The organism is Rhodanobacter sp. B05 (genome assembly GCF_002001085.1).
In the GTDB taxonomy this organism is placed as follows: domain Bacteria; phylum Pseudomonadota; class Gammaproteobacteria; order Xanthomonadales; family Rhodanobacteraceae; genus Rhodanobacter.
The window spans coordinates 38,030-55,672 of sequence record NZ_MUNU01000006.1; the positions used below are offsets into that span (position 1 = coordinate 38,030).

The 17,643-nt window shown below is 66.3% G+C and carries 18 protein-coding genes; 12 read left to right on the top strand and 6 right to left on the bottom strand.

What is annotated here, in order from left to right:
• Positions 1-6: 6 nt before the first annotated feature.
• From B0E47_RS01605 to B0E47_RS01640, 8 genes are all read left to right on the top strand, one after another.
• Positions 7-1,095: a PQQ-dependent sugar dehydrogenase gene (locus tag B0E47_RS01605; RefSeq protein WP_077511833.1), complete on the top strand. Its 1,089-nt coding sequence runs from the start codon at positions 7-9 to the stop codon at positions 1,093-1,095.
• A gap of 172 nt (positions 1,096-1,267) precedes the next feature.
• Positions 1,268-1,561: a GIY-YIG nuclease family protein gene (locus tag B0E47_RS01610; RefSeq protein WP_077511835.1), complete on the top strand. Its 294-nt coding sequence runs from the start codon at positions 1,268-1,270 to the stop codon at positions 1,559-1,561.
• A 129-nt stretch (positions 1,562-1,690) separates the two neighbouring features.
• On the top strand, positions 1,691-2,314 hold the full coding sequence (locus tag B0E47_RS01615) for a YbhB/YbcL family Raf kinase inhibitor-like protein (protein ID WP_077511837.1): 624 nt from the start codon (positions 1,691-1,693) through the stop codon (positions 2,312-2,314).
• Positions 2,315-2,439: 125 nt separating this feature from the next.
• On the top strand, positions 2,440-2,595 hold the full coding sequence (locus B0E47_RS01620) for a DUF1328 family protein (protein WP_077511839.1): 156 nt from the start codon (positions 2,440-2,442) through the stop codon (positions 2,593-2,595).
• Between the two features lie 42 nt (positions 2,596-2,637).
• Positions 2,638-3,000 (top strand): DUF883 family protein, encoded by a 363-nt coding sequence (locus B0E47_RS01625; RefSeq protein WP_077511841.1) that lies wholly within the window; start codon positions 2,638-2,640, stop codon positions 2,998-3,000.
• 23 nt (positions 3,001-3,023) lie between these two features.
• A complete protein-coding gene (locus B0E47_RS01630) occupies positions 3,024-3,515 on the top strand; it encodes a hypothetical protein (RefSeq protein ID WP_077511843.1) in 492 nt (163 codons plus the stop codon).
• Positions 3,515-3,856 (top strand): hypothetical protein, encoded by a 342-nt coding sequence (locus B0E47_RS01635; RefSeq protein WP_077511845.1) that lies wholly within the window; start codon positions 3,515-3,517, stop codon positions 3,854-3,856. Before B0E47_RS01630 ends, B0E47_RS01635 begins: the two co-directional genes overlap by 1 nt.
• 77 nt (positions 3,857-3,933) lie before the next feature.
• Positions 3,934-5,046 carry an AI-2E family transporter gene (locus tag B0E47_RS01640; protein ID WP_254422765.1) on the top strand — a complete coding sequence of 371 codons (1,113 nt, stop codon included), beginning with the start codon at positions 3,934-3,936 and terminating at the stop codon, positions 5,044-5,046.
• Between the two features lie 126 nt (positions 5,047-5,172).
• On the opposite strand, the gene B0E47_RS01645 is transcribed toward B0E47_RS01640, so the two are convergent.
• The 4 genes from B0E47_RS01645 to B0E47_RS01660 form a co-directional block, all read right to left on the bottom strand.
• Positions 5,173-5,904 (bottom strand): SDR family oxidoreductase, encoded by a 732-nt coding sequence (locus B0E47_RS01645; protein ID WP_077511847.1) that lies wholly within the window; start codon positions 5,902-5,904, stop codon positions 5,173-5,175.
• Positions 5,901-7,352, bottom strand: a complete 1,452-nt coding sequence (locus B0E47_RS01650; protein WP_077511849.1) for a TolC family protein — start codon at positions 7,350-7,352, stop codon at positions 5,901-5,903. The genes B0E47_RS01645 and B0E47_RS01650 overlap by 4 nt, the downstream gene beginning before the upstream one ends.
• A 203-nt stretch (positions 7,353-7,555) precedes the next feature.
• The gene (locus B0E47_RS01655; protein WP_077511851.1) at positions 7,556-10,747 is read right to left on the bottom strand and encodes an efflux RND transporter permease subunit; all 3,192 of its coding nucleotides are present in this window, start codon (positions 10,745-10,747) and stop codon (positions 7,556-7,558) included.
• A gap of 133 nt (positions 10,748-10,880) precedes the next feature.
• Positions 10,881-12,164 (bottom strand): efflux RND transporter periplasmic adaptor subunit, encoded by a 1,284-nt coding sequence (locus B0E47_RS01660; protein ID WP_077511853.1) that lies wholly within the window; start codon positions 12,162-12,164, stop codon positions 10,881-10,883.
• A gap of 144 nt (positions 12,165-12,308) precedes the next feature.
• Here B0E47_RS01660 and B0E47_RS01665 point away from each other — a divergent pair, with 144 nt between their 5' ends.
• Positions 12,309-13,277: a LysR family transcriptional regulator gene (locus B0E47_RS01665; protein ID WP_077511855.1), complete on the top strand. Its 969-nt coding sequence runs from the start codon at positions 12,309-12,311 to the stop codon at positions 13,275-13,277.
• 6 nt (positions 13,278-13,283) lie between these two features.
• Here the strand turns inward: B0E47_RS01665 and B0E47_RS01670 are convergent, their stop codons facing one another.
• Entirely contained in the window at positions 13,284-13,781 is a 498-nt protein-coding gene (locus B0E47_RS01670) for a hypothetical protein (RefSeq protein ID WP_077511857.1), read from the bottom strand.
• A gap of 38 nt (positions 13,782-13,819) precedes the next feature.
• A complete protein-coding gene (locus tag B0E47_RS01675) occupies positions 13,820-14,617 on the bottom strand; it encodes an undecaprenyl-diphosphate phosphatase (RefSeq protein WP_077511859.1) in 798 nt (265 codons plus the stop codon).
• A gap of 407 nt (positions 14,618-15,024) precedes the next feature.
• On the opposite strand from B0E47_RS01675, the gene B0E47_RS01680 reads away from it, so the two are divergent.
• The 3 genes from B0E47_RS01680 to B0E47_RS01690 all read left to right on the top strand — a co-directional run bounded on the left by B0E47_RS01680 (position 15,025) and on the right by B0E47_RS01690 (position 17,562).
• Entirely contained in the window at positions 15,025-15,786 is a 762-nt protein-coding gene (locus tag B0E47_RS01680; protein WP_077511861.1) for a TorF family putative porin, read from the top strand.
• Between the two features lie 60 nt (positions 15,787-15,846).
• Positions 15,847-16,185, top strand: coding sequence for a P-II family nitrogen regulator (locus B0E47_RS01685; RefSeq protein WP_077511863.1), 339 nt, complete (start codon positions 15,847-15,849; stop codon positions 16,183-16,185).
• A gap of 81 nt (positions 16,186-16,266) precedes the next feature.
• Entirely contained in the window at positions 16,267-17,562 is a 1,296-nt protein-coding gene (locus tag B0E47_RS01690; RefSeq protein ID WP_254422766.1) for an ammonium transporter, read from the top strand.
• Positions 17,563-17,643: the final 81 nt, after the last annotated feature.

Genomic DNA, 17,643 nt, shown 5'->3' on the forward strand with positions numbered 1-17,643 from the left:
CTGCTCATGCGCGTGCTGATGTCGTTGTTGCTGGCGGTTGTGTCGCTGCCGTTGCTGGCCGCGCCCCGGCTGGACAAGCTGACCCTGCCCAAGGGATTCCATATCGCCGTGTATTCCGATCAGGTGTCGAATGCGCGCGAGATCGCGCTGGGCAGCCACGGCACCGTGTTCGTCGGCTCCAGCGGCGCCGGCAAGGTCTACGCGCTCACCGACAGCAAGGGCGCTGGCGTGGCCGATCAGGTGCGGGTGATTGCCAGTGGTCTGCACAATCCGATCGGTGTCGCCTTCCACGATGGCGATCTGTATGTTTCGGCGGTCAGCCGGATTTTCGTGTTGCGCGACATCGAGCAGCACCTCGACAACCCGCCGAAACCGCAGCTGGTCACCGACAAGCTTCCCGACAAGGACCATCACGGCGGTCGTTTCCTGGCCTTCGGGCCCGACGGCAAGCTGTACGTGCCGATCGGCGCGCCGTGCAACATCTGCAACCCCGGCCCCGACTACGCCAAGCTCACGCGCATGAACGCCGATGGCAGCGACTGGCAGGACGTGGCCACCGGCATCCGCAATTCGGTCGGCTTCGACTGGCAACCCGGCACGAAGCGGCTGTGGTTCACCGACAACGGTCGCGACATGCTCGGTGACGACATCCCCAGCGACGAATTGAACGAGATCACCCGCGTCGGGCAGAACTTCGGCTATCCGTTTTGCCACCAGGGCGACCTCCTGGATCCCGAGTTCGGCAAGGGCCATGCCTGCAAGGACTACACGCCACCGGTGCTGAAGCTGGGCGCCCACGTGGCCTCGCTCGGCATGCGTTTCTACGAAGGCAGGCAGTTCCCGGCCAGCTACCGCGGTGCGATCCTGGTCGCCGAGCACGGCTCATGGAACCGCACGAAGAAATCCGGTTACCGCGTGATGACGGTTCGGCTGAAAGGGAACAAGGTGCTGTCATACGAGCCGCTCATCACCGGCTTCGAACAGGACGAGAGTGCCTGGGGTCGCCCGGTCGACGTGCAGCCGATGCCCGACGGCAGCGTGCTGGTCAGCGATGATCTGGCGGGGGCGGTGTATCGGGTGACGTATCAGCCGTGAGTCCCATGTCATTCCTGCGCTGCGGTGAAGAGCGATGACCAGCTTCGCTGTTGTAAAGCGATTCCTGCCTGCGCAGGAATGACAAGATAAAAGGAACGACACGTCTACCCATCACTTACACCATCGTCATTCCTGCGCAGGCAGGAATCGCTCTTCACTACGAGGCATAGCCATGGACAGGCGACAACCCCGCGTCTACATGTTGGCGAGCAGGAAGAACGGCGTCCTCTACATCGGCGTCACCAGCGACCTGGTCAAGCGCATCTGGCAGCACAAGAACGACGTGGTGGAAGGTTTTACTCACCGTTATGGCATCCACACCTTGGTCTGGTATGAGCTTCATCCGACGATGGAGTCGGCGATCCTGCGCGAGAAGACGCTCAAGCGGTGGAAGCGCGACTGGAAGATGCGCTTGATCGACGAGGGCAATGCCGAGTGGCGGGACTTGTATCCGACTATTCTGTAGCCGTTGAAGTGCGATTCCTGCCTGCGCAGGAATGACAATGGTGGGCGGACGTCGCCTCTTTTACCGTCATTCCTGCGCAGGCAGGAATCGCACTTCACACGCAACATGCAACCCGAGCGGAGACACCCCATGCAATTACGCAGCGACAATTTCGAGAACGGTCGCCCTATCCCGCCCGAATTCGCTTTTGGCAGGCGCGCCGACCCCTTCGCGCTGTCGGACAACCACAGCCCGCATCTGGCCTGGAAAAATGCGCCGCCAGCGACGCGTTCGTTCGTGCTCACCTGCATCGATCCCGACGTGCCCAGCCGGGGTGACGATGTGAACCAGCAAGGCCGCATGGTGCCGGCGGATCTTCCCAGGGTGGAGTTCGTGCACTGGCTGATGGCGAACATCCCGGCCGAGTGCGGCGAACTGGCCGCGGGCGCCTGCAGCGACGAAGTCACTCCGCGCGGCAAGCGCGAGCCGTTCGGTCCGCCCGGCAACGTGCAGGGCGCGAACGACTACACCGGCTGGTTCGCCGGCGATGCCGACATGGGTGGCGAATATCTGGGTTATGACGGCCCGTGCCCGCCCTGGAACGACACTTTGCTGCATCACTACCATTTCACCCTGTATGCACTCGACGTCGTCAGCTTGCCGCTGGTCAAGGGCTTTTCGCGCGAGCAATTGCGGGTGGCGATGGCCGGCCATGTGCTGGCGCAAACCGAGCTCGTCGGCACCTACAGCCTCAATCCCTCGGTCGGAGGCTGATCAAACGTGGGCGCGGCGTGCATGGCCGCGGTGGCGCCCTTCACGCCCGCGTGGCACCCGATATGGGTGAATGGCGCTACATGGCGGCCGTGAGTGCGGCGTCATTCCCCCAAGAGGCCATCCCCATGCTTCACTACGCCCTGGTTTTCCTCGTCATTGCGATCATCGCCGCCGTGCTCGGCTTCGGCGGCATTGCCGGCGCGGCTGCCGGCATCGCGAAGATCCTGTTCATCATCTTCCTGATCCTCGCGGCCATCGCATTCTTCCGCCGCGCCCGATAATTCGACATCTTTGCCCAGACAAGCCCCAACCCGGAGCAGGTAATGAACAAGCAAGTCCAAACCCCAGAACAGCCTGTCGGCGACCGCATCGACGAGCGAGCCGAGCGTGTCAAGCAGGCCACATCCCATGCCGTGGCCAGCACCAAGGACAAGGTGGATCACGTCGCCGATCGCGTCGAGGAGGGCCTGCACCACGCCACCGACAAGACCGCCGAAGCGGCCCATCGCGCCGCCGACAAGGCCGCCGAGGTCAGCGAGCGCAGTCGCGCCGCGTATGAGCAGACCCGCGAGCGCGCCGACGAATGGCTGGAGCAGGCGCGCGACTATGTGCGCGAGAAGCCGGTGCAAGCGGTCGCCATCGCCTTGGGCGCGGGCTGGTTGCTTGGCCGTATCCTGCGGCGTTGAGCCGGCGTGTCAGGGGGCAGCGAATGCACAGCGAGGGTGAATCCACCCGCGAGACGGCGCCGGATCCGGCGCCGTCATCGTCTGGATTGCTGGTCGAAATCGGCCAGCTCGGTCGTGCCATCAAGAAGTTGTTCGGCGCGCAGATGGAGCTGTTGGCGGCCGAGCTGGGGCTGGCGCGCCGTGCCATCTCCTGGATGCTGCTGGCGGGGCTGGCTGCCACCGTGGCCGGCGTCGGCCTCGGCCTCACCGTGCTCGGCCTGCTTGGCGTATTGCTGGCGAAGTGGCTGGGTTCCTGGGTGTGGGCGCTGCTGTTGCTGGCCGTGCTGGAGGCGCTGTTCCTGTTCGGCGCGATCATGCTGTTCCGGCGCTGCATGCACTGGATGAGTCTGCCCGCGACGCGTGGCGAATGGAGTGCGATGATGCGTGAAACCGGACACCGGGCCAAAGCCGAATGGGCCGAAGAGGCTGCGGCGCACTCGCCCGACGACGATGTCCCACGCAGCGAGGATCGGTGATGAGCGTATTCGAGCAAGTGACCAGGGTGCGCCAGGCCCGGGCGCGCGTGGCGGCGGCGAGGCAGGAGCTGGGCACGCCGGCCGGTGCACTGCTCGCTCGCGGGCGCGAGTATCCATTGACCACCGTGGGTGTCGCGGCCGGGGCGGGTTTCGCATTGGGCACGCTCAACGTGCAACCGCTGCGCGTGCCGGGCCTGGTCTCGCTGCTCAGTGGCGGCATGGCCGAAGCGGTGACCCATGGCACGCGGTTGCTGGCGGAGCTCGCTGCCCTGGGCCTGGGCGCGAATGCCGCCGGGAGCGATCCCGCCACGACGGGCGCGGAGGCTGGCGAATCTTCATGAGCAGCGACGTCGAGCAGCGGCCGCCCGACCCGGACGAGTCCATCCGCGACATCACGTCGGCGGCGATGCTCGCGAGGATGCCGGCCGATCCGTTGCTGGTCACGAATCTGCCGCGGCCGCTGGCGCGACGGTTGCACAGCGCGCGCGGCACCCGTCGGCACCTGCGGGCGATTCGCATCCTGCTCGACGCGATGCTGCTGCTGGCCTTGATGTACACCGTCACGCTGACCAAGGCGCTACTGATCCCGCTGGTGCTGGCCGCCTTCATCGGGCTCGCGCTGAATCCGCTGGTGGCCGCCGGTGGGCGGCTGCACCTGCCGCGCTGGCTCACCGCCAGCGTGCTGATGATCGGCCTGGTGGTGGGCATCGGCAATGGCATCGGCATGCTGGCGCAGCCGGCGCTGGGCTGGTTTCACGGCGCGCCGGCGGCCATCCGCAGCTTCATACCCAAGTTCCGCGACATGACCAAGCCGCTGGAAGCGGCCAATCGCGCCACCCAGACCCTGGTCACCGGCACGTCGCGGGTTGCCACGGCGCCGACGCCTTCGGTATCGATCACCGCCTGGGACGTGGTTTCGACCGCGCCGAAGGTGCTGGCGGCGATACTCAGCGTGTTGCTGCTGGTGTTTTTCTTCCTGGTATACGGCGACACCATGCTGCGACGGTTGGTCGAGCTCACGCCGAGCTTCGCCTACAAGCGACACGCGGTGAGCATCGTGCGCGGCTTCCAGACCGAGGTGTCGCGCTACCTGCTCACCGCACTCGTGATCAACGCCAGTCTCGGCACGATCACCGCCGGCATGCTGTGGCTGTATCACGTGCCCGATGCCCTGCTGTGGGGCGCGGTGGCGATGTTCGCGAACTTCATTCCCTATGTCGGGGCGATCTTCACCACCGCCGTGCTGGCGATCGTGTCGATGCTGTACGCGAAGAACGCGAACCTTGACGTGTTCCTGCCCGCATTGACCTTCGCCGGCATCACCATCGTGGAAGGCAACCTGATCACTCCGCTGATCCAGGGTCGCAGCATGCGCCTGAGTCCGATCGCGATCCTGCTGTGGCTGCTGGTGTGGGGCTGGTTGTGGGGCATCCCCGGCGCGCTGCTGGCGGTGCCGATGCTGACCTGCACCAAGCTGATCTGCGAGCGCGTGCGCGGTTGGGAGTGGTTCGCGCTGATCGTGTCGCGCTGATCGCGTGGCGTACGCACGGTCGGTCCGTGCGCGCCGGCAATTTCGATGAGCATCGACGTCCGCTGGCACGCGCTGCAGAAAGATTCGGCGTGGCAGGGGAATCCGGGTCCGCGCGGTTGACGTCATTCACCAGGCGATGCGCTGGCCATCGCGGTAGAAGCCGCCGGTGACAGGTTCGGGCACGCAGGCCGCCCAGACGATGCCGGCGGCGCCTTCGGCCACCGGGCGGCCACCCGGGCCGCCCATGTCGGTGGCGACCCAGCCGGGGCAGACCGCGTTGACCTGGATGCCGCTGCCCTCGAGTTCGCGGGCCAGGGCGCGCGTATAGGTGTTCAGCGCCGACTTGGAGACACGATAGGCCGGGCAGTTGCCACTGTCGCTGGTGCTGGCGCCGCAACCGCTGGAGACGTTGACGATGCGGCCGTAGCGATGTCGGCGCATCAACGGCAGCATCGCGCTGGAAAGCCGCCAGCTGCCAAACAGATGGGTATCCATCGCCTCGCGCACCGACGCGATCTCGGTGCTGGCAGGGTTCGCCCCCGGGTCGTAATACGCGCCGGCATTGTTGACCAGCACGTCGAGCCGGCCATAGGTGACGTCGATCCAGCGCACCAGCGTGTCGACCTGATCCTGCCGGGTGACGTCGAGCTGCACCGCGATCACGTCGCCGGGCGCGCCCGCGAGTTTGCGGGCGGCATGCAGACCCTTGTCGAGATCGCGCGCGCCGAGCAGCACGGTCATGCCGCGTTCGCTGAGTTGGCGCGCCACCTCGAAGCCGAGGCCGCGGTTGGCACCACTGACCAGTGCGACCCGGTAGACCGGTATCGCCACCGGCAAGCGCCGCGCCGGCCGGCTCATGGCGCGGCGCTGGGGTCAGCCTTGGCCACGGCGCTGCAGTGCTCGTCGCCGCAGGCCTGCCAGCCACCACCGAGCGACTTGTACAGGGCCACCGCGCGGGTGTCGATGGCCGCCTCGGCCTGGGCCAGGTCGTCCTCGGCGGCGAGCTGGGTGCGCTGCGCGTCGAGCAGTTCGAGGAAGCCGGTTTCGCCCTCCTGATAGCGCACGCGCGCCAGCTCGGCGGCGCGCCGGCTCTGCGTTTCCTGCTCGATCAGGTGATCGACGCGCACGCGTTGCTGGTTGAAGCCGGTGACCGCGTTGTCGATGTCCTCGATCGCCAGCAGCACGGTTTGCTGGTAATTCGCCTGCGCCGCATCGGCACGCGCCTCGCTGGCGTGCAGGTTGGCGCGCACGCGCTGCACGTTGAGGCCGGGCCAGCTGATGCTGGGCATCAGCGACCAGGCGCGCGTCGACGGGCTGCCGAAGTCGTTGCTGCGTCCGGACAGGAAACCGAGGAAGCCGCCCAGGGTGATGTGCGGGAAGAAATCCGCCTTGGCCACGCCGATGCGCGCGGTGGCGGCGGCGTATTCACGTTCGGCCATCTGGACGTCCGGACGGCGTGCCAGCACATCGCCGGCCGCGCCGAGCGGCAGGTTCACCGCAATCGGCTTGAAGTCCTTCGGCGACAGGTCGACGTCCAGTTCGCCCGGTCGCTGGCCCAGCAGCACGGCCAGACGGAATTCGGATGCGCTCACCGCAGTTTGCAGTACCGGCAATTGCGCCTGCACCGCGGCGAGACGTGCCATGGCGCTGGCCACGTCCTGCTCGGAGCCCGCTCCGAGCTGCTGGCGCACCTCGGTGAGGTGCACGGTCTGGCGCTGGTTCTCGATGTCGCGCCGGGCGATATCCAGTCGCAGCTGGCTGCCGCGCAATTCGAAGTAGTTGCGCGCCACCTCGGCCAGCAGGCTGACCTGGGCGTTGCGCAGGGAGGCCTCGCTGGCACCAAGATCGCCGCGGCTGGCCTCGACCGAACGGCGGACGCCGCCGAACAGGTCCAGCTCCCACGACGCGTCGAAGCCGGCCTGGTAGGTGGTCACGGTGGTGCGCTGATCGGTGAAGCCCGGCTGCTGGCCGCGGCTGCGCGTGTAGTTCACGTCGGTGTCGATCGTCGGCAGCTGATCGGCCTTCGCGCCACTGAGCAGTGCGCGCGATTCGTGCAGCCGCGCCACCGCGATGCGCAGATCGAGGTTGTTCGCCGCGGCGCGCTGGATCAGCGCGTCCAGCGTGGGATCGTTGAACTGTTTCCACCAGGCGGCCTGGAACTGCGCGTTGTTTTCCTGCGCGGCGTCCAGTCCCTGCAGTTGCGGCGCGGCGATCTTCGCGGCGTGGTAGTTCGGTCCGACGCTGGCGCAGCCGGCCAGTGCGAGGGCGGCGGCCAGCAACGACGCTCGAAGAATTCTCGTCGTCATCCCGGTGCTCTTGGCGGTCACCCCGGCGAAGGCCGGGATCGCATTTGATCGCCCGCTGGTGCGTGCGGTGCGATGACTCGCTGCGCTCGCCCCTGCGGGGCCAGCCTTCGGCTGTTCAACGCTCGCATGGCTCGCTTTTGTCCTGCCTTCGCAGGAATGACGAGCGGAGGTTTCCTGCACGGTGTTGTGAATGAAGGTTTTCATCAGTGGTTCTCCAGCGCCGGCAGCGCATGCGCGGCGGCGCGTTCGGCCGCGCGCGCCTCACGGCGTTCGACCAGGGCGCGGATCAGGACATAGAACAGCGGCGTGTAGATCAGCCCGAAGATGGTCACGCCAAGCATGCCGGAGAACACCGCCACGCCCATCGCATGGCGCATCTCGGCACCGGCACCGTGCGAGGTGACCAGCGGCACTACGCCCATGATGAAGGCGAACGAGGTCATCAGGATCGGGCGCAGTCGCAGCTTCGCCGCTTCCAGCACCGCTTCGTGGCGGCTCATGCCTTCATGCTGGCGTTCGCGGGCGAACTCGACGATCAGGATAGCGTTCTTGCACGCCAGCCCGACCAGCACGATCAATCCGATCTGGGTGAAGATGTTGTTGTCGCCACCACTCAGCCATACGCCGGCGATCGCGGACAGCAGCACCATCGGCACGATCAGGATCACCGCCAGCGGCAGCGACCAGCTTTCGTACAGCGACGACAGCACCAGGAACACCAGCAGCACGCACAGCGGGAACACCAGGATCGCAGTGTTGCCGGCGAGGATCTGCTGGTAGGTCAGCTCGGTCCACTCGAAGCTGATGCCGTTCGGCAGGTTGTCCTTCGCCAGCTTCTCCATCGCCGCCTGCGCCTGACCGGAACTGAAGCCCGGCGCCGGGCCGCCGTTGATCTCGGCGGTGGCGTAGCCGTTGTAATGCTGCACGCGATCCGGGCCGGCACCCTGCTGCACGGTGACGAACGAACCCAGCGGCACCATCTGCCCCTGCGCGTTGCGCGTCTTCAGCTGCAGGATGTCCTGCGGCGTGTGGCGGAACGCCGGGTCGGCCGAAACATTGACCTGGTAGGTGCGACCAAAACGGTTGAAGTCGTTGACGTAGAGCGAGCCCATGTAGGCCTGCATGGTCTGGTACACGTCGCCCAGATTCACGCCTTCGGCCTTGGCCTTCTCGCGATCCACGTCGGCATCGACTTGCGGCACCGCTACCTGGAAGCTGGAGAACAGCCCGGCCAGTGCCGGGTCCTTGCGGCTGGCGGCGATCAGGTTCTGCGTCTGCTTGTACAGCTCGTCGAAGCCACGGTCGCTGCGATCCTCGATCTGCATGCGGAAACCGCCGATCGTGCCCAGGCCCATCACCGGCGGCGGCGGGAACACCGCGATGTACGCGTCCTGGATCGCGCCGAACTTCTGGTTCAGCGCGCCGGCAATCGCGCCGGCCGACAGATCCGCGCTGCGCCGTTCCTCGAACGGCTTCAGCGTGACGAACACGATGCCGGAGTTGGTCGAGTTGGTGAAGCCGTTGATCGACAGGCCGGGAAACGCGACCGCATGTTCCACGCCCGGCTGCTTCAGCGCAATCGCACTCATCCGCTCGATCACGTTCTCGGAGCGATCGAGCGACGCAGCATCGGGCAACTGCGCGAAGGCCACCAGGTACTGCTTGTCCTGACTGGGCACGAAGCCGGTCGGCACGTGCGAGAAGCCGAACCAGGTCAGCGCGATCAGGCCGGCGTACACCACCAGCGCCAGCTTGCCCTTGCCGACGATGCGCTTGACGCCGCCCACGTAGCGCTCCGAGCCGCGATGGAAGACGCGATTGAACGGGCGGAACAGCCAGCCGAATGCGCGGTCGATCCACACCGTGAGGCGATCCTTCGGCGCGTCGTGACCCTTCAGCAACACCGCGGCAAGCGCCGGGCTCAGGGTCAGCGAGTTGAATGCGGAGATCACCGTGGAGATCGCGATGGTCAGCGCGAACTGGCGATAGAACTGACCGGTGAGGCCGCTGACGAAGGCGGTCGGGATGAACACCGCGCACAGCACCAGCGCGGTGGCCACGATCGGGCCGGTGACTTCGTGCATCGCCTTGCGCGTGGCTTCGCGCGGCGACTGGCCGAGTTCGATGTGCCGTTCCACGTTCTCCACCACCACGATCGCGTCATCGACCACGATGCCGATCGCCAGCACCAGTCCAAACAACGACAGCGCGTTGAGCGAGAAACCGGCCAGGTACATCACCGCGAACGTGCCGATCAGCGATACCGGCACCGCCACCAGCGGAATGATCGAGGCGCGCCAGGTCTGCAGGAACAGGATCACCACCAGCACCACCAGCAGGATCGCTTCCAGCAGCGTGTGCGCCACCGCCTCGATCGAGCCGCGCACGAACACGGTCGGGTCGTAGACGATGGAGTAATCCACGCCCTGCGGGAAATCCTTCTTCAGCTGCGCCATGGTGGCGCGCACTTCGTCGGAGATCTGGATCGCATTGGAGCCAGGCCGCGCGAAGATCGGCAGCGCCACCGCCGGCTTGTTGTCGAGCAGGCTGCGCAGCGCGTAGTTGTTCGAGCCCAGGTCGACCTTGGCCACGTCGCTGAGATGCGTCACACCGCCATTCGCGTCGGTGCGCACGATGATGTTGCGGAAGTCGTCCGCGCTGACCAGCCGGCCGCGGGTGTTGATGTTGAGCTGGAACGCCGAGTTGGTCGGACCGGGTGGCGCGTTCAGCGCACCGGCGGCGACCTGCACGTTCTGCTCGCGGATCGCGTTGATCACGTCGCCGGTGGTGAGCGAGCGCTGCGCCAGTTTCTGCGGATCCAGCCACACGCGCATCGAGTATTCGCCGGCGCCGAAGATCTGCACGTCGCCGACGCCGTCGAGCCGCCCCAGCACGTCCTTCACGTGCAGGCGCGCGTAGTTCGACAGGTACAGCATGTTGTAGCGCTGATCCGGCGAGGTCAGATGCACCACCATCGTGAGGTCGGGCGAGCTCTTCTGCGTGGTCACGCCGAGCCGCTGCACTTCCTCCGGAAGCTTGGGCAACGCCTGCGCCACACGGTTCTGCACGTCGACCTGGGCGGTGTCGAGATCGGTGCCGAGCGCGAACGTCACGGTGAGGGTAAGCGCGCCGTCGCTGGTCGCCTGCGACGAGGTGTACAGCATGCCTTCGACGCCGTTGATCTGTTCCTCCAGCGGCGTGGCGACGGTTTCGCCGATCACCTTGGGGTTGGCACCAGGATAGCTGGCGTGTACCACCACGGTGGGCGGCACCACTTCCGGGTATTCGCTGATCGGCAGCTTGAACACCGCGATCGAACCGGTGATCACGAACAGCAGCGACAGCACGGCGGCCATGATCGGCCGGTCGACGAAGAATTGGGCGATGTTTTTCATGGGTTTACCTTGTGGTCACGCGGGCTTTTCCTTCTCCCGTTGGCGACCTGAGGGAGTCCCCTTGCGGGTGAGAAGGTGCCCCCAGGGCGGATGAGGGTTCGGCGTAGTGCGACGTCGCGCTCCGGTCGCACCCTCACCCGCCTGTCGGCACCCTCTCCCGAAGGGAGAGGGACGCAATGGCAGGCTTTGCGTCGCGCTCATGCGCAGTCTGCGTCGTGCGCTTGTCGACCTCCGGCGCATCGCCGTTCTCGACCAGTCGCTTGTCGGTCGTGTCCAGGCGGTAGCTCATCGCCACCTTCTGCGGATTCACCTCGACTCCGGGGCGCACGCGCTGCAGGCCGTTCACCACCACCAGGTCGTTCGCCTGCAGGCCGCTGTCGATCACGCGCAAGCCGTGGAACAAGGGGCCGGTGTCCACCTTGCGGTATTGCACCTTGTGCTCCTTGTCGACCACATAGACGAACTGATTGCCCAGATCGGTGCCGATCGCGCGGTCGTCGACCAGCACGCGCGGCCGCGCCTGGCCGCTCTGCAGCTGCACGCGGGCGTACAGCCCGGGGGTGTACAGCCCGTCGGCGTTGTCGAACACCGCGCGCAGGCGGATCGTGCCGGAGCCGGTGTGCAACTGGTTGTCGACGAAGTCGAGGCGGCCCTGGTGCGGATGGCCCGATTCGTCGGCGAGTCCCATCGACGCCTCGATCCGTGCGCTGCTGCCGGCCTGCTTCGCATCGGCGCGCAGGTGGTCGAGCTTCAGCCAGGTCTGTTCGTCCACGTCGAAGTAGACGTACACCGGGTTCACCGAGACCACGCTGGTCAGCACGTCGCTGCTGGTGACCAGGTTGCCGGGAGTGACCCGGGCGTTGCTGACGCGACCGTCGATCGGCGAGCGCACGGTGGTGAAATCCAGGTTGAGGCGCGCCGCGGCCAGCGCCGCGCTGGCGGCGGCGAGCTGCGCCTGCGCACTTTGCGCGGCGGTGTCCTGGCGATCGGCCTCCTGCTTGGCGATCGCATGCTGGGCCAGCAACATCGCGGCACGGCGCTGGTTGGTCCAGGCCAGGCTCAGTTCGGCTTTCGCCTGCGCCTGGTTCGCGGCCAGCCGGTCGACCTCGGCCTGATAGGGGCGCGCATCGAGCTGGAACAGCACGTCGCCCTTGTGCACCAGCGCGCCTTCCTGGAAATGCACCGACTCCACGAAACCGCCGACGCGCGGCTGTACCTGCACTGTGTTGACCGCCTGCACGCGGCCGGTGAACTCGGCGCTGTCGCTGACCTGGCGGGTCAGCGCCTGGGCCACGGTGACTTCGGGTGGCGGGCCGCCGGCGGGGCTTTGCGCGTGGCTGTTGTTACCGTGCAGCAGCACCCAGCTGCCCAGTACTCCGGCAGCAATCAGCGGGGCCAGCATCCATTGTTTTTTCATCTTGCGCTCCCAACACCTTTGGTTGCCGGGCGCACATCCCCGGCGAAGGGTCGAGAGAATAGGTGTACTTCGCGGTATAGAAAATCCGTTTCCTGCGCATTACACTCGTGCGCCACAGTCACGAATCGACGAGGAATTGAAACAATGGAAGACTTTTCCGCCATTTCGACCTTCGTCCGCGTGGTCGAGGCCAAGAGTTTCGCCGCCGCCGCCGCCCAACTGGGCATGACCCCGTCCGGCGTCAGCCGTGCGGTGGCGCGGCTGGAAACCCAGCTCGGCGCGCGCCTGCTGTTCCGTTCCACCCGCTCGCTGCGGCTCACCGACGAGGGCGCCTCGTTCCATGCCCGCTGCAAGGAGATCCTCGCCGACCTGGCCGAGGCCACCGAGGCGCTCAACTTCGCCAACAGCAAGCCGACCGGCAAGCTGCGCGTGGGCATCTCACTGTCGGTGGGTCGCGCCGCGGTGATCCCCCGGCTGACCGAATTCGAGCAGCGCTATCCGGACATCCGGCTGGAGCTGTCGATGAGCGACACGCCGATGGATCTCAATGGCGAAGGGCTGGATTGCGCGATCCGCGTCGGCCAGCTGGAGGATTCCAGCCTGATCGCGCGCAAGATCGGCTACCTGCGCAACGTGGTCTGCGCCTCGCCCGATTACCTGCGCCGTTACGGCGCGCCGCAGAGCATCGAGGATCTCAGGCAGCACCGCTGCATCAACTACGTCTATCCGAACGGCCGCCCGCGGCAATGGCAGTTCGATACCCCGGGAGGCCAGGTGAGCGTGGACATCGATGCGCACATGCTGATCAACGACGGCGAGTCGGTGCTGCAGGCCGTGGCCGCCGGCCTGGGCATCACCCAGGTGCCGCGCATGCTGGCCGCGTGCATGCTGGACAAGGGCATGCTGGAACTGGTGATGACCGACACGCGCTCGACCGGCAAGCCGGTATGGATCGTCTATCCGCAGCGCCGGCATCTGTCCGCGCGCATACAGGCGTTCATCGAGTGGGTGCGCGAGTTGTTCGAACGCACCAACGAGCCGAACAGTCTCAAGCGGCCATCCATGCCGGCCGTCGAGGCGCCGCGCGAGGAGTCCGTGCCGGTCGCGGCCTGAGCGCCATCAGCAGCGGCGCGGGCGGAACAGCGTGATCCGATCCGGTGCCGGCGTGCCCTCCGCAAGCAGCCAGTCCTGGGCGGCCAGCACGGCAACGCACGGGCCAAGCGCCGCAATGCGGATGCTGCGCCCGGCGCCGCGCCGACGCAGGATCTCGAGCATGTCGCGCAACACGGCGCCGACGAACGGCGTGTAGAGATAGAGCAGCGTGGCCGGTGCAAGGTCGGCCGCGCGCGCATCCTGACAGTGGAATTGCACGTTCGACAGTTGCAAGGCGTGGGCGCCTGCCCGCGCGCAGGCCACATACTCGGGTTCGCGCTCGATGCCGATCGCCGCGGCGCCCGTGCAGATCGATGCCAGCAGCGGCACGTGTCCCAGCCCGGAGCCGGTCGATGCGAGCCGGTCGAGCCGGTCGAGCGCATCCAGTCGCTGGCGCAGAGACTGCGGCTGGCGCAAGCCGGCATCGTGCTCCAGCGCCTCGATCAGGGCGTGCAGTGGCGACACCGCATCAACCACGGCTCAGCATGCGCAACACGGGTGGCTCAGCCGCCGTGCGGCAGCCATATCAGCAAGGCCGCGCCGAAGGCGATGCGGTAGATCGCAAACGGGGTGAAGGTGTGAGTACGGATATAGCCGAGCAGCCACTTCACCGCGATGAACGCGACGATCGCCGACACCGCGAAACCTACGATGAGCGCGGTCCAGTCCTCGTGCGCCGCGCCGCCGTCCTTGACCACCTTGAGCAGCTCGTAGCCGGTGGCCGCATACATCGTCGGGATGCCGACCAGGAACGCGAACTCGGTCGCCGCCGCGCGGTTGCTGGTGCCGAACAGCATCGCGGTGAAGATGGTTGCCGCCGAGCGTGAAGTGCCCGGGAAGATACCGGCCACCATCTGCGCGATACCGACCAGGACCGCCACTTTCCAGGTGACTTCACTGCGCTCGGGCTGGCGCGCGGCGAGGAGTTCGGCGCCGATCATCCAGAACCCGCCGATCACCAGCGCCCACGCGATCGGGGTCACTTTCTCCGGCAGCTTGAAGCCGAGCTTCACCGCGATGAAGCCAAGCACGGCGGTGATCAGGAAGGCCGTGACCAGTTTCAGCAGATAGTCGCGATTGGCGGGGTCGCGCCATTGCGTCAGCAACTGCCAGATCCGCTTCCAGTAGATCAGCGTGACCGCGAGGATCGCGCCGGCCTGGATGCCGATGTTGAACAGGTCCGAACGCGCACCGAGCCCGAACTTCTCGGCGATCAGCAGGTGGCCGGTACTGGAGATCGGCAGGAACTCGGTGATGCCTTCGATGATGCCCAGCAGGATGACATGAAGCAGATCGGTCACGGGATGGTTCCGGAGGGACGAACGGGATGAGCCGGGGCGACGGCTCCGGCTGGCGGCACAGTTTACGTGGGTTTTGGCCGGGCCATCCGCGGCCGCGCGGCCGCGAACCGGGGCGCGGCGCACATGACCCGGGGTATGGCCCGGACCGGTGCGAGTGAGGGTGACACCGGGTACCGCGCCGTTGCACCGCGAAGGGGCTTGGACATCCCCGGTTTGGCGCAAGTCGCCTTCGAATCCCTCCCCGCGTTGTTGCTGCAATGCGGTAAAACGGCGTTTTCGCCGCCGGCACGCCACTTGCTGTGTACCAGGCAGGGCAACGCATCGCGGCGTTGCTCCGGTGCCTGGTGCCATGCACAAGGAAAGGCATCGATGGATCCCGCGCCACCGTGGAATGAGGGGGCAGATCGATGAAGCGACGGACGATAAGGGGAGTGTGTACCGGTGTGGCCGTGCTGGCCGTGCTGGCTGGCCAGGCCGCGTGGGCAGCGGAAGCCGCCAGCAGTACCAATGGCAGCGTGGCGGTGGTCAACGACTACCTGTTTCGCGGCCTTTCGCAAACCAATCAAAAGCCGGCGGTGCAGCCGGGCATCGAGTACGACCATGCCAGTGGCTGGTACGTCGGCGCATGGGGCAGCAACATCAGCTGGTTGTCGGATACCTCGACTTCGACGGCGCCGCTTTCCAGCAGTCTCGAGGTCGATCTCTACACCGGCTATCGGGGCAGCTTCAGCGGCGGCTGGAGCTACGACGTCGGGCTGTACGAGTACTACTACCCCGGCGACTATCCCGCCGGTTTCACCCGGCCGTACACCACCGAAGGCTATGTCTCGCTGGCATACAAGACGCTGTCGCTGAAGTACTCGCACTCGTTCACCAACCTGTTCGGCTTCCCCGACAGCAGGCACAGCGGCTACCTCGACCTGTCCTGGAACGTCGAGTTCACGCCCGGCTGGACCCTCAACACGCATGTGGGGCACCAGCACGTGGCCAACACGCCGGGCTTTTCCTACACCGACTGGAAGCTGGGCGTGACCCGGGCCTTCAGCCATGGCTATTCGGTTGCGCTCGGCTACTACGACACCAATGCCAAACGCACCGCCTACACCAACGCGTACGGCCATTTCGTCGGCCGTGCCACCGGCGTGCTGAGCCTGAGCAAGGCGTTCTGAACCGGCATTTGCCCCCGCGGCGGAGCGCCGTCGCGATGCCAACAATTCCTGGAGACGTGCATGAAACTGATCAGTTGCATCATCCGGCCTTACAAGCTGGACGAAGTGCGTGACGCCCTGACCGCCGCCGGCGTCAGCGGCATCACGGTAAGCGAGGTGCGCGGCTTCGGCCGCCAGAAGGGACACACCGAGCTGTACCGCGGCGCGGAGTACGTCGTCGACTTCCTGCCCAAGCTGAAACTCGAGATCGTCGTGGAAGACAGCCAGCTCGACACCACGCTGGAGGCCGTGCAGCAGGCGGCGAAAACCGGCTCCGTCGGCGACGGCAAGATCTTCGTCAGCACGGTGGACCAGGTCATCCGCATCCGTACCGGCGAACTCGACGCCGACGCCCTCTAACTCCTGTCCTGCGAGGTTTCCATGAAAGACTTTTCGCTGTTCCGCCAACTGCGAGGCTTGCCCGCGTGGTTGCCGCCGCTGATGATATTCGGTCTGTTGCTGCTGGCCCCGACGGCGCATGCCGAGGCGGCTGCCGCGGCGCCGGTGGTCGACAAGGGCGACGAGGCCTGGATGCTCACCTCGACCCTGCTGGTGCTGATGATGACCGTACCCGGTGTCGCGCTGTTCTACGGCGGTCTGGTGCGCTCGAAGAACGTGCTGTCGGTGCTGATGCAGGTGCTGACGGTGTTCTCGATGATCACGGTGCTTTGGGTGATCTACGGCTACAGCTTCGCCTTCAACGCCGGCAACCCGTTCATCGGCAATGCCGGCAAGCTGTTCCTGCGCGGAGTCACCACGACCTCGTTGTCGAATACCTTCACCAGCACGGTGAAGCTGCCCGAGTTTGTCTTCGTCGTGTTCCAGGCGACCTTTGCCGGCATTACCGGCACACTGATCGTCGGCTCGCTGGCCGAGCGCATGAAGTTCGGCGCGGTGCTGCTGTTCACCGCGCTCTGGTTCACCTTCGCCTACATACCGATCGCGCACATGGTGTGGGGCCCGGGCGGTTTCATGCTGACCCGGGGCGCGCTCGATTTCGCCGGCGGTACGGTGGTGCACATCAACGCCGGCATCGCCGGCCTGGTCGGCGCCTACCTGCTCGGGCCGCGCCAGGGTCTCGGCCGCGAGGCGATGCGGCCGCACAACCTCACCTTCACCATGATCGGCGCGTCGCTGCTCTGGGTCGGCTGGTTCGGCTTCAATGCGGGCTCCAATCTCGAGGCGAACGCGGGCGCGGCGCTGGCCTTCATCAACACCCTGGTCGCGACGGCGGCGGCGGTGCTGGCTTGGCTGCTGATCGAGCGCGTGTTCCGGGGCAAGCCGTCGATGCTCGGCGGCGCATCCGGCGCGGTGGCGGGCCTGGTGGCGATCACTCCGGCCTGCGGTACGGTCGGGCCGATGGGCTCGATTGTCATTGGCGCCATCGCCAGCCTGGTCTGCTTCTGGGGTGTCAGCGGATTGAAGCGGTTGCTGAAGGCGGACGATGCGCTGGATGTGTTTGGCGTGCACGGCATCGGTGGTATCGCCGGCGCCCTGCTCACCGGCCTATTCACCGCGCCCGTGCTGGGTGGCACCGGCACGGCCGATTTCTCCATGCTGCACCAGTTGGGCGTGCAGGGCCTGGGCGTGTTGGTCACCCTGGTCTGGAGCGGTGTGGTCTCGCTGCTCGCCTACCTGATCGTCCGCGCACTGTTCGGTGGCCTGCGTGTCGACGAAGAGAGCGAACTGCAAGGTCTCGACATCACCAGCCATGGCGAGGCAGCGTACGAGCCATGAGCTCCAACGGGTCCGCGCCGGTGGCGCGGACCCGTGACCGGACGAAATGCGGAAGTGGAACAGAGCTGCATGTGTGGCCGC